The sequence below is a fragment of the Lachnospira hominis (ex Liu et al. 2021) genome (assembly GCF_014287955.1).
Classification (GTDB): domain Bacteria; phylum Bacillota; class Clostridia; order Lachnospirales; family Lachnospiraceae; genus Lachnospira; species Lachnospira hominis.
The window spans coordinates 1-13,286 of the sequence record NZ_JACOPD010000003.1; the positions used below are offsets into that span (position 1 = coordinate 1).

General features: G+C 35.2%; 11 protein-coding genes. 10 read left to right on the plus strand and 1 reads right to left on the minus strand.

All coding sequences use genetic code 11. The features are described from left to right. Positions 1-166: 166 nt before the first annotated feature. The 7 genes from H8S01_RS04610 to H8S01_RS04640 all read left to right on the plus strand — a co-directional run bounded on the left by H8S01_RS04610 (position 167) and on the right by H8S01_RS04640 (position 8,027). A complete protein-coding gene (locus H8S01_RS04610) occupies positions 167-358 on the plus strand; it encodes a hypothetical protein (protein ID WP_186836352.1) in 192 nt (63 codons plus the stop codon). Between the two features lie 708 nt (positions 359-1,066). After that, complete coding sequence (locus H8S01_RS04615; protein ID WP_186836353.1) at positions 1,067-1,612, plus strand: hypothetical protein; 546 nt, start codon at positions 1,067-1,069, stop codon at positions 1,610-1,612. A gap of 222 nt (positions 1,613-1,834) precedes the next feature. Next, positions 1,835-2,914, plus strand: a complete 1,080-nt coding sequence (locus H8S01_RS04620; RefSeq protein ID WP_186836354.1) for a phosphodiester glycosidase family protein — start codon at positions 1,835-1,837, stop codon at positions 2,912-2,914. 22 nt (positions 2,915-2,936) lie between these two features. Beyond that, positions 2,937-4,097: a hypothetical protein gene (locus H8S01_RS04625; protein WP_186836355.1), complete on the plus strand. Its 1,161-nt coding sequence runs from the start codon at positions 2,937-2,939 to the stop codon at positions 4,095-4,097. A 140-nt stretch (positions 4,098-4,237) separates the two neighbouring features. Beyond that, complete coding sequence (locus tag H8S01_RS04630) at positions 4,238-6,514, plus strand: EAL domain-containing protein (RefSeq protein ID WP_186836356.1); 2,277 nt, start codon at positions 4,238-4,240, stop codon at positions 6,512-6,514. Between the two features lie 481 nt (positions 6,515-6,995). Next, positions 6,996-7,424: a hypothetical protein gene (locus H8S01_RS04635; protein ID WP_186836357.1), complete on the plus strand. Its 429-nt coding sequence runs from the start codon at positions 6,996-6,998 to the stop codon at positions 7,422-7,424. 180 nt (positions 7,425-7,604) lie between these two features. Then, on the plus strand, positions 7,605-8,027 hold the full coding sequence (locus H8S01_RS04640; protein ID WP_021867116.1) for a hypothetical protein: 423 nt from the start codon (positions 7,605-7,607) through the stop codon (positions 8,025-8,027). Here H8S01_RS04640 and H8S01_RS04645 read toward each other — a convergent pair. Beyond that, on the minus strand, positions 8,007-10,544 hold the full coding sequence (locus H8S01_RS04645) for a glycosyl hydrolase family 95 catalytic domain-containing protein (RefSeq protein ID WP_186836358.1): 2,538 nt from the start codon (positions 10,542-10,544) through the stop codon (positions 8,007-8,009). The two genes, H8S01_RS04640 and H8S01_RS04645, sit on opposite strands and share 21 nt — an antisense overlap. Positions 10,545-10,674: 130 nt before the next feature. Here H8S01_RS04645 and H8S01_RS04650 point away from each other — a divergent pair, with 130 nt between their 5' ends. From H8S01_RS04650 to cysK, 3 genes are read left to right on the plus strand one after another with little or no spacing between them, the layout of a single operon-like run. Beyond that, positions 10,675-11,628 carry an ABC transporter substrate-binding protein gene (locus H8S01_RS04650; protein ID WP_186836359.1) on the plus strand — a complete coding sequence of 318 codons (954 nt, stop codon included), beginning with the start codon at positions 10,675-10,677 and terminating at the stop codon, positions 11,626-11,628. 16 nt (positions 11,629-11,644) lie between these two features. Beyond that, positions 11,645-12,274: a precorrin-2 dehydrogenase/sirohydrochlorin ferrochelatase family protein gene (locus tag H8S01_RS04655; RefSeq protein WP_186836360.1), complete on the plus strand. Its 630-nt coding sequence runs from the start codon at positions 11,645-11,647 to the stop codon at positions 12,272-12,274. Positions 12,275-12,328: 54 nt separating this feature from the next. Then, positions 12,329-13,261, plus strand: coding sequence for a cysteine synthase A (cysK, locus tag H8S01_RS04660; RefSeq protein WP_186836361.1), 933 nt, complete (start codon positions 12,329-12,331; stop codon positions 13,259-13,261). Positions 13,262-13,286: the final 25 nt, after the last annotated feature.

A 13,286-nucleotide genomic window follows, 5' to 3' on the forward strand; every position in this document is an offset into this window, starting at 1 on the left:
GAGCCTCCTTAAAACCATCGGGTGGTAGGTGATTACAACCAATCCACAGTATCTTATATATCATAGTCGAACCTACAGAAGAGGTAAAGAAGAGACTATGATTTAACAGTTATTAAGACTTTGGAGATGGTCTCTAAAAACTACTACTATATAATACGAGGTTGTTATGGATGACAAAATGAATGATGTGATTGATGAAGTGCAGAAAAGACTTGGAGAAGAATATGAGGTGAAAAGAGTTGAAGTTATGAAGAATAATGACACAAAACTGAAAGGAATTCAGGTCAGGAAAAAAGATATGAATGTTGCAAAGATATGTTACTGGACTGGTGAATCAGTTGATGAGATTGTAATGTGATTAATAGAAGCCTGTTTCCTAAGTTTGATTGTGAAATCAATTTGGAGAAGCTAAAGGAAAGGATTGTCTATACTCTGGTGAATGCTAATTCTAATAAGAGCAGACTAAAGACTATAACTTACAGGATGTTGGAAGGTACGGATTTAGCCATTACATATAAGCTAATCATATGATGCTTGAAATCACGTAAGAATAATTGAAAATATTTCAGGCACTTTTCCGGCACTTATTTCATCAATAAGCATTACATAAAAATCATTACACATGCTATCGGCTCCTACTGGACTAGTGCCATAAAGGAGTCAGAAGAAAACCAGTGTTCAAGCGGTCTCACGGCTTCGAACCCCGGTGGGCTCATTGCAAAGGGAATGGTTGGTTGACCATTCCCTTTTTTCTTTTCGTGCCTACTGACTAGGAGGGGAACGGGCGTCTTATGAAGAAATTCATTCTTTATTATTTCCATGCATTAATTATTGTGATTTTGAAAACCCGCATAAATATTGGAAATATTTGTTGACAGGTTGGGCAATTTGGTGCATATATGTAAAAGGGGTTCTGAACAAAGAATTGAGAACACAGATGGTGGGATTTTGGTTCACTCATCGTGGCGGTTGAACATTGAAATGGTGTTGTTACTGCCGGGGCTGCAACTGAAAAATAAAACATTGCAGGATTAATTGTATATAAATTTAAGATGGAGGCAACAAGATGAAACTTGATAATTTTATAGGAATGATGACAGGACATTTTGATAACAAAGAGCAGTTTGATATGATGCAGAAGACAGGAAAAATATATCCTTACGCAGAACACATCAATACCATATGTAATGATAAAATAAAAAATATTCCTGTGGATTTTAATGGAAAATTTGTTGTTGAAGAAAGTTATTATGAAATCAATGGAAAGCGACATGCATCACCACATCTTTTTCTTATTACAGAAACTGAGGATGGAATTAGTCTTTCATCATATGAAATTCCGGCAGGAGAAGATAAGAATACATTTTCATATAATTCCATGAAGAATGTTGATTATACTGAACTGAAAAAATCTGAAAAATTTATACCGGCACTTTATCATGAAAAGAATGGTGTCTGGGAGGGAGGCAGCACAAGCCAGTTTTCTCCGGTAATGACATTTAAGCTTTGGGAAAGGTTTTCGGATAGCTGTCTGGAAGTATCTGAAAGCATGGAAGTTAACGGAAAAAGAACTTTTGGATATGATGAACCAATTGTTTATAAGCGTGCATAAACAAGTGGAATTAAATGACAATTATCCTTTTATTCTTTTATGTTTTATGTTAAAATAAATAAAAATGTGATGTTGGAATATGAATTGGTTGATAATTCCTGAGAAGATTTAAAGATAAAAATAGATAGTCTGAAGAAAAAGGCTATCTATTTTCTGACTTATAAAAATATATTACTGATTAATAAATAAAATGGTGAAAGAATTCAAAGAATGGAGATTAGTATGAAGAAGAAAATAGCCAGAAACATAGTCAGAGTATTGTTAGTAATTCTTGTTACAGTGATAATGCTTGTAGGAACTTTATTTTTTATGATTAAACGGATATGCAGTAATTCGGCACCATCAGCAAGAAATCTTTTTATATCAACAGTTCTTGAATCTGGTCAGATGAAGTTTCTTGCATCATGGTTCTGTACAGATGATCAGATTAATGAGGTAATTAATGCTAATAAGATGGAAACTCTTGATTCGGATATTGATACATCACTTATTAATATATCTGCTTCGGATGAGTCAGTAAAGGATAATAATGAGGAAGCGGAGCAGTTTGATGAGAATGGCATAAGAATGGTAGAGATATCAGGAAGATCTTTTTTTGGTAAAATGCTTATTATAAAGGATACTTCACAGGTCAAAGTAGGAACTACATATCCATGGGGAGATTATGGTAAAGAACTTGACCAGATTGTAAGCGGTGCAGGTGCAGTTGCCGGTGTCAACGGAGGTCTTTATGTTTCATCAGGAAACAGAGGGGGTTCACCACTTGGAATAGTTGTACAGGATGGAAATATTACATATAATAGTCCTTCGTCGCTGACAGGACTTTACCTTATCGGGCTTAATAAGGACAATCTTCTTGTAATCAAAGATATAGATGGGATGTCGGCAGCAGATTTTGAAAAATATGTAGCGGAAGCCGGAATCAGGGATGCGGTTGCTTTCCAGGAAGAAAGTTCTGATGCAAATAATCATTTTGTTTCACTTATAATTAATAATGAGGCTAGAGCTTTAAAGGGTCAGGGAAGTGGAGCTAATCCAAGAACAGTTATAGGACAAAGAGCAGACGGTGCAATTCTTCTTTTGGTTACAGATGGAAGAGGCGCTTCAGGACATCTTGGAGCAACGGCATCAGACCTTATTTCAGTCATGCAGGAATACGGTGCTGTTAATGCAGCAAATCTTGACGGCGGCAGTTCTTCAACTATGGTTTACAATGGCAGCTATGAGATGACGAGTGTGACATTTTATTATCAGAATTCGTCATGGAAACTGCCAACAGCGTTTGTTGTAATGCCTAAATAGACGAGGGAGGAGAATTGTAATAATGAAAGACAATACTAAAAACAAAACAGGAAAATTTAATATAAAATTAAATTATTGGACAGGGCTTATCATATATGCTGTTGTTTTGTTAATTATAGGAATCTGCGTATATATATATACAGGATCATGCGTTAAGAAATATGAGAATTCACAGTCAGATAAAGTTATGGATGGATTTCTTAAAGACTTTGAAAAAATGGTTGATGATAAGACTCTTGCGGACAATATAGAGCTTCCTGCAAGCAGTGAATTTGAAGGGAAAGATACATTTGTCAATATGTATATGTCAGAATTTGATGGTGTATCCGGATATACATATAAGAAGTCAGAGGGAAGTTATAATACAGAAGAGCCGCAGTATGATATATATGCTGATGACAAACTGGCTGCAAGGATGACACTTGAAGCGAAAAATCAGCATGTTGTTCTTGGGATTCTTACAGTATTTGATTGGAAAATCAAGTCAATCGAGCCGGCATTTTCTGCTAAAACTACTGACTATACTGTTTTGATTCCACAGGATTACACAGTTACTGTTAATGGAATTAAGGTATCAGATAATTATAAAACAGGCAAAATGGTTGAAAATCCTGATTTTGTTAATGTATCTAAGTATGTTGATATGCCAAAATCTGTAGAATATAAGCTGACAGGATTTGTAAACAAACCTGAAATTAAGATTTATAGTGCGGCAGGAAGTGAAGTCGCTGTCAATGTAGATTCTAAGGGCAATATTACAGCCGGTGCAGGATGGGATTCATCTGATATGCCATCAGACAGAAAAGAAGAGGCTCTTAACATGGCAAAAATATGGGATAATTTCCTTACTAATGATTTAAGCGGTGCAGGTCACGGTCTTGCAACTGTACAGCAATATCTTATTGAGGATTCATATTATTGGAATCTTGCAAAAGACTATTCGGTAAGTCCTGATATTACATTTATAAGTGACCATGTACTTTCAGGTAATCCTTATACAGGTGTGGTAGTTGATAATTATATTGAATATAACGATAACTGTTATTCATGTCATATTGCATTTACCAAGAATATGACACTTACATCCGGCGGTGCTAGAAAAGATGTTATTGATTCAACATTTTATTTTGTAAAATACCAGGGAAATTGGGCTATTGCCGACATGATTGCAACAACAAAATAAGTTGTAATACAGGTACCATGTACTAAATGAAAAACAGAAAATACAACAATAGCACTATTTACATGAAATTATAAAATAAAGTATAATCGGTTGAATTAAAAATGGGACTATAAACATTGTTTTAATAACGTGGAGATATTATGAAAATAATTTATGGAATCATTATAATATTGCTTATAATATTACTTGGAGCATGTGCGTTAAAGGCAAAGAATAAAAAAGGGAATCTTGCCAGAATAGTGTTTTTGTATGAAACAGGTGCGGTACTATTTGGTATTACATTTATGATATTTACATTTTCCAATAATATCAAGGTAGTAACTTTTTGCCGTGGTCTTATGTTTGCAGGATATGACTGGCTTCTTATATTATTGATGTATTATACACAATATTATACAGGCTTATTTGATGAAGTCAGAATTATTAAAGAAGCTATGGTTATATATGGTATGTTTGATACTGTACTATTATTTTCCAATATATGGACAGGTCAGATGTTTTCAGTAGAATTTATTACAGATGCCGAGTTACATTTAAGATTTACAGACAGTATTTTTGTAAAAATACATTTTATATATAATTTTGCAGTTGTGCTTCTTCTTCTCGTTTCATACATGTTTATGATAATGAAATCTTCCAAGTTTTACAGAATAAGATATGAAGTTATTTTTGCATCACTTTTTATAGCAGCTGTATTAGATATTATTTTCTTTAAATCTAATTCTGTTTATGACATTTCAGTTGTAGCATTTGGGTTGATGTCAGTGTTTATATATTATTTTACATTGAGTTATGTTCCTGAGGAACTGATTGAAAATACGCTTTCACTTGTTATAAAAGATATGAATAGCGGAATTATATGTTTTGATAACAGGGGAAAATGTATACATTGTAATGATTATATAAAAAAAGTATTTAGTTTGTGTGATGAGTATAGTGAGTTGGAAACGGGATATCACAGATGGCTTGAGGAAATTGCAGATAAAAGAGAAAATAATATTGAGTATTCAGCTGTGAAAGTCGTTGATGGTGAAAGTAAAAATTATGATGTGATATATAAACGTATATTTGATGATAAAAATAATTTTATATGCGATTATTTTGTATTTAATGATAAGACCGAAGATATAAAGTCGATTGAAATTGAAAAGTATAAAGCATCACACGACAGCCTTACAGGATTATATAATAAAGAATATTTTTATAGCCATGTACATGAAATCGTAAATAAAAACAGTGGCATACAGTATTGTATATTGTGCAGTAATATAAAAGATTTTAAATTTATTAATGAATTATTTGGACTGAAAAAAGGTGATGAAGTTCTTGTTAAAGTAGGAGAATTTCTTAATAAATATCTGGAAGATGATTCAATATGTGCAAGAATTGAAAATGACAGGTTTGCACTATGTATGCCAAAAGAAAAATTCAATGAAAAAGCGATTATAAGCAGACTGAATGAATTTAAAAAACAGTTTGATAATAATGCATTCAGAATGCATGTATTTATAGGGGTTTATGATATTGAAAATTTGGATGAGCCTGTCAGTATAATGTGCGATAAGGCTAATATTGCAGGCGATACAATTAAAAATGATTATCACAGTTATATAGCATATTATAATAATGCAATGCTTGAAAATTCAATTGAAGAGAGACGTATTATTGGTGAATTTGAGCGTGCGTTAAATAATGAAGAATTTGTTATGTATCTTCAGCCGCAGGTTGATTTTAAGGGAGTTGCCAGAGGTGCTGAAGCATTGGTGAGATGGAGACATCCTGTAAAAGGCCTGTTATCTCCGGCAGTATTTGTTGATGTGCTTGAAAAGGCAGGACTTATCTACAAAATTGACAAATATATGTGGGAAAAAGCGGCAGCTAAATTAAAAGAGTGGAAAGAACTGGGAAAAGAACAGTATCATATATCTGTTAATATATCTACAAAAGATTTTTATCTTGTTGATGTTTATGAAACATTTGTAGATATTGTTGAAAGAAATGGAATTAATCCGGAAAAGTTAAAGCTTGAAATAACTGAAACAACTATTATGGATAATTTTGAGAGAAATATTAAAATTATAAAATGCCTTCAGGATTATGGCTTTAAGATTGAAATTGATGATTTTGGAAGCGGATATTCTTCTCTTAATATGCTTAAAGATATAAGTGCTGATATTTTAAAGATTGATATGGGATTTTTAAATGCCACGGAGAATGAGTTGAAAGGCCAGGATATTCTTGAAAGTATTATTTTCCTTGCACAGAAACTCGGAATGGAAGTTATAACAGAGGGTGTTGAAACATCCCAGCAGCTTACAATGCTTATACAGATGGGCTGCAGGATGTTTCAGGGATATTATTTTTCACGCCCGGTACCTGAAGAAGAATTTGAGAAAAAATATAATATCAGACAGTGACTTCAAAGATAATATAGTTGATATTTTATGTAACATTGGTTGTTTTGTGATGCAGTCTAATTTTTTGTTTATGAGAAATCCAGTGACAAATTTCATGGAACAATTAATGACAGAGTCAAGTTGCTTTTAGGCTGGTATGCTCTTTGATTATGTGGCTTTGTTATTGCTGAGTTTGCAAAGAGATTAGAATATAAGCTTTACATAGGAGAGAATATCTAAAAGAAGTCTTAAAATATTATTTTTAATAAAATCCCCAATATTATAATAAAATAACAGTTTGAATTGTGTGAAAAATATACACAAAAAGGGTTATACTATTTGTTCACAGAGTTATTATTGAAAAAAGTGTCAGATTATGTAATATGAAATTAGACAGTGTATTGTTTTAGGTAATGAGTTCAGAAGTAATCCTTGGGAACAATATGCAGGATATTCAGCTTATGGAATTATAAGAAAATAGCAGAAAAAGCGGGGGTGTAAAATGAAAAAACAAAGAAAAATAGTGATAGCAGTGAGTGGATTAATAATTGCTGTAATTATAGTATTTATTATACAAAATATTGTTAATACATCCAAAGGCGGTGTATGTATTGAAGAGGGACGAATAGTTAATGGTTCGGCTCCTTTTACATCACTTGAAGTTAAAGAGGCAATGAGTGAGCTTAAAAGTATTTTTGAAAAATCTTATGCTGGATGCAGCATATCAGATATGTGGTATACGCAGACAGGTGGGGAAAATTATAAGACTGCGTCCGACAGTAAAATAACATTGCATACAAAAATTATTACCGGAAACAAAAAAATAGGTAAAATGAACAGAAATACAACATATAATGACTGGAAATGGATATTCCAAAAAAAAGATGAAAATGGGAAATGGCAGCTTATTAGTGATGGATATACGCCGTGAAAAAACTGAGAAAAAATATAATATCAGACAGTAACTTCAAAGATGATATAGTTGATATAATTGATGTTGTTCCTGCATGGAAATGGCTTTTAGAGGAATAAAATAATTAAAACATTGCTTATGTCATACAGAGGTGGTACAATACAATAATTGTATTTAAAATTAAAGGAGGGCTAATCTGTGATTAAGCAATTATCGGTACTTGTTTCCAACAATCCGGGTAACTTATTTAATGTTGTTGAAATTTTAAAGGAAAATAATATTGAATGTTATGGACTGTCAACATATGATGCTACGGATTTTGGTGTGTTTCATATGATAGTGGACGACCCTGACAGATGTAATGATGTGCTTTCTTCAAAGGGATATACTGTACTTGAAAGATTCGTAATAGCAGTCAGACTCCAGGAAAGATTTACAAATATGTCTGATTTTTTAAAGGAACTTAAAAATGCACGTACTAATCTGGACTGCATTTTTACATTTGTAAGCCATAACCAGGAGCCTGTTATTGTATTCAGAACAGAAGACAGCTTTGAAGTTGAAAAGTATCTGACTGATAAAGGTTTCCATGTGTATACATCAATGAAGGAATTTATGTAATGTCTGTTCGCCAGATTTCATATCAAGGTGTATTGATTCATTATCATATATAAGATTGAATGATGTATCACGTAATGCAGATATATCTATGTATACAGACCGCTTGTTATTATTCCATAACAGGCGGTTTATTTTTATGCCGCATTTTGTGAGAAGACCGCATATTTCGCCGTTAATAAGACCTGTGTTTAATGCAGGGAGCAGTTCGACCGTACATTCGTCAGAGTACACCAGCATTTCGTTTATGATGCCGACTATTCCGAGAAGAGTGTCTGTGCAGAATACGCCTTTTGAGCGGTCTGTATTATGGTCTGTAAAAAATGTGTTGTAAAATATGCCGCTTTTAAAAAGCAGCAAAAGCGTATTATATACAGCTTCCGGGTTTTTGAGGCGGGCTTCTACGAGAGCTTTGTGAATCCAGCCGTGTGATGCGGTGTCGTCTTTTCCCGTGTTTTCGCGGTTACGGTTAATTATTGCCTGACGGCATGCGGATGCAAGTGCGTGATTGTGCTGTGTTTCTGATGATGGCCATGCACAATAAAGATGGCTTATGTGGCGGTGGGCATTATTTTCTTTGTATTCGTTCATGGACCATTCTTTTATTGCACCGCTTTTATCAAACATATATACAGGCAGGCACGATATCAGATGTGTGATTTTTTCAAGGGTTTTCTGATAACCATTAGGCTTTATGTCTGAGAGTATATTTTTGTACATATTAAGAGAATCAACGGCAGCAGCTATATCCATAGCCGCATTGGCAGTGATTGCACTTTTATAACCGAGCGGTTTGTTTTCGGGTGAAAACGATGGTATTATAAGGTATTTTTCATCTGGTTCCAATGATGTTTTTCCCTTTACAAAGCGGGCATTTCCGTTTGAATCTGTAAAATATTCGGGAGTACAAAGCTGTTCCCAGAAGTTGAATGTTTTTGCAAGTAAAGGAAGAAGAATGTCTTCTTTAATGCGGAAAATGTTTTTATTATATATACGTATTATATTTTCATCGTGTGTTGTGATTGTGACGTTGCCATAGACTTGCATGAATTCATAAATCGGAATAATCATCCAGCTTGCTCCAGCATTCCAGTACTGAAATGGATAATTGATGTCATATTCAACCATCATTGCACGGTGACCGTCGGTATTTACGGGGGTGAGGACAGCGTTTTTCATGCCGTAAACGGCTTTGGCATTGATTTCCCAGTCGGGAATCTGTTTTAACACAAACCAGATGTAACCTTTGCCTGCATCATACATTCCGCATGTGTTCATGCCTGATACCTGAATATTTACATTGGCGTCCATTGTGTAGGCACTTCTCCACAGCATATTCCATTCGCCTGTCCAAAGCCCCGAAAGACGAGGTGCAGTATGTCCGGCACAGGAATACATTGCATATCTGCCATGGTTGTATACACGTTTCAGAAGTTCAGGCAGTATGTAATCAGTTTTTTTCTGCTTTTGTAATAATTCTTCGTTGCTGAGAGCTTTATCGGCGTTGTTAAGTTTCAGGCTGACATGGTTAAAAATACTGCTGTATTTTTCTATATGAGGCTTTAGTGCAGCTTCATATGAAAATAAAGAACTTGCGTCAGCGTATTTTATTAATGTTTTATTAATTTTATTTATACATTGTGAGACAAGTGGAATTGTGAAAAAATCTGCGGTTATTTTATCAGGCTGTTTATAAGTCCAGTCAAGGTATGTTATAAGAACAAGTTTTTTGCCTGAAAATGTTATGATGGGATTTTTGGGGTCAAGGCATGATTTTGCACGCATATCAGTGTCCGTAAAAGATAGGGAAGTTGTTCCGTCATAAGGGATAATGCGTGTTACGCCTGCAAATCCTCCATTTTTTAATTCACTTTCTTCGTATTGCGGATACAATGCACAAAAGCCGATTAATCCATCAGTTGCAAACCGCGTATATTTCATATTTAATTCGGGTGCGTCACCGCTTTTTTGTCTGCCAAATTTGTGCATTGATTCAAAATCATCAATTGATATGTCAACAGTGAAACTGTTACCTGATATTTCTGTGATTATTACATCGTCAACAGATGATGCGAAGGTACGTTTTTTTATATGATTTGCATATGTATTGTATTCTGACATGTTATACGATGAAACCAGCTCAGATGTTTCATAATCTGTAGAACGCACAAAGTCTGTAATATCTGAGGCATTTTTTAAAGATATTCTTAACTGGTGGCCCGGATGATAACAGTACATATTGGTTCTTTTTCTGTTATGTATATTCCATGTGTCGTCCATATTTATTACAGATTGTCTTGCTTCGTCAAGCTGTTCTGTTACTTCTGCGGGAACACATCTTGGCTCGTCTGATGGCATTACAAATTCAGTATTCTGAAAAATAAAGCTGTCGTTTTTGGGGGCACCAGATGTGAGAACGCCTATGTGTCCGTTGCCGCATGCCATACATTCGTGCCATGCAATCTGTTTTATATCATATCCGGCATAGGGTATTATTTCAGTAAAATAATTTGAATACATAATTATCCTCCGTTTCCATATTTTCAATAATAAACCTCAAACAATTGTAGCATATTTTTGTTGCATTTTATATGAAATTATAGTACGCTATGAAAAATAAAACATAGTAATACGGTAGGAAAGGTAGAATATGAAGAAGACAGTTAAAAAATTAATTGCAGACGTACTAATTATTACAACATTAATTTCAATATTTGCACTTGCAGGATGCGGAGTGAAAAATTCTGATAATGCCAATGCTGATGTGCAGGACGGTGTTACATTTACAGATGCACTGGGCAGAAGTGTTACCGTAAAATCGGCAGACAGAACGGCTTCGCTTCTCGGAAGTTTTTCTGATGTGTGGCTTCTTGCGGGCGGAAAGCTTGTGGCTTCGGTTAATGATGCGTGGGACAGCCTTGATTTGGGACTCGACGATTCTGTTGTCAAGCTTGGGGCGATACTTGAACCGAATGTAGAGCTTCTTATAGCTTCACAGCCTGATTTTGTTATTGCCAGTGCCAATACAAAGCCTGATGTCGAAATGCTTGCAACATTGGAAAATGCAGGAATTACAGTTGCATATTTTGATGTTAATAATTATGAAGACTATATAGCAATGCTTGATATATGCACAGATATAACGGGACGCAAGGATTTATATGAAAAAAATGGTGTTTCTGTGCGGACAGAAGTTGAAAATGCAAAAAAACAGATTGACGGCAGCAATCCTAAGATATTGCTTCTTCGTGCAGCTTCCAAAAATATCAAGGCGAAGGGCAGCGATGGAATTGTAAGCGGCGAGATTTTAAAAGATTTGGGATGTGTAAATATTGCCGACAGCGACAGTTCTTTGCTTGATGACCTGAGTCTCGAGGCTATTGTAAAGGAAGACCCCGATTTTATTTTTGTGACAATTCAGGGAACTAATACTGAGGCGGCATTAAAGAATGTTGACACACTTTTAAAGAGCAATCCTGTATGGAACAGTCTTACAGCAGTAAAAAATAACAGATATTATGTGCTTGATAAGAGTCTTTACAATTTTAAGCCTAATGAGCGTTGGGGTGAGGCTTATCAGAAACTTGCGGATATTTTGTATTAGAGGAGGGTGGACAATTATGGCATATTTTCCATTTTATGTAGAATTAAAGGATGTTTCGGTACTTATTGTTGGCGGCGGAAAGGTTGCACTTCACAAGGTGAAGAGAATACTGGATTATGGACCTAAGATAAAGGTTGTTGCCAAAAAGGTTGATGAGAGAATTAAAAATATTAAAGGTGTTGAGTGGGAAGAAAGAGAGTTTGAGGACAGCGACGTAGAAGGTGTGCGTTTTGTTATTGCAGCGGCAGGTGATGAAGAACTTGATGAGCATATAACAAGTCTTTGTAACGATAAAGGAATACTTATTAATGTAGTTGATGTAAAAGATAAATGTGATTTTATATTCCCGTCGGTTGTAAGCCGCGGAAAGCTGGAAATAGGAATATCGTCAAGTGGTGCAAGCCCAAGAATCACAACACTTCTTGCCGGAGAAATTGACAATATTCTGCCTGACAATATAGAAGAAATACTTGATTACCTTGAAAAATTGCGTCCTTACGCTAAACAAAAGATAAGCAATGATGTGCTAAGGGCACGTTTTCTTTCATATATGGCAGAGCTTACATACAGCCGGAGAAACATTCCGGATGATGAAGAACTGGAAAAAATTTTAAATAAATTCTTAAATCCTATTGAAACGATATGAATAGTAGTGTATTATAATAAAAGTTGCAGAACTTAAAAAGAAAAGAGGGTTATTATGGCAGAGATAGCAAAACAGATAACAGAGCTTATTGGACGTACTCCGATGTTGCAGTTATGTAACTTTCAAGAGGACAATAATGTTAGTGCAAACATAATAGCAAAGCTTGAATATTTCAATCCGCTTGGCAGCGTGAAAGACAGAGTTGCATATGCGATGATTGAAGACGGAATCAAACAGGGAAAGATTAATAAAGATACGGTTATTATAGAGCCTACAAGCGGCAATACGGGAATAGGACTTGCTGGTGTGTGTGCCGCAAAGAAATTAAAGCTTATTCTTACTATGCCTGACACTATGAGTGTAGAGAGAAGAAAGATTGTAACGGCACTTGGAGCAGAAGTTGTTCTCACACAGGGAAGACTCGGAATGAAAGGTGCAATAGCAAAGGCTGAACAGTTAAAGGAAGAATACGGCAACGCATTTATTCCACAGCAGTTTGACAATCCTTCCAATCCTGAGATTCACAGGGTTACAACAGCAAAGGAAATCGCAGAAGCGACAGACGGAAAGGTTGATATATTCATTGCATCAGTTGGAACAGGCGGAACTATAACGGGAACTGCAAAAGGTCTTAAAGAAGCTGGAATTAATGCAAAAATAGTTGCCGTGGAGCCTTCGGGTTCACCGGTTCTTTCCGGTGGTAGTGCTGGTCCTCACAAGATACAGGGTATAGGAGCCGGATTCATACCTGAGGTTATGGATACAAGTATAGTTGATGAGATTATAACTATAGGAAATAACGAGGCGTTTGAGACGACGAGACAGGTTGCAAAGTCAGAAGGCCTGCTTGTTGGAATATCTTCGGGAGCAGTTCTTTGTGCAGCCTTAAAGGAGGCACGAAAGCCTGAAAATGCAGGAAAGAATATAGTTGTTCTCCTTCCTGATACGGGAGAAAGATATTTATCGACATCATTATTTGAATTTTAAGCTGTAGGAATGGGTGGTAAACCAT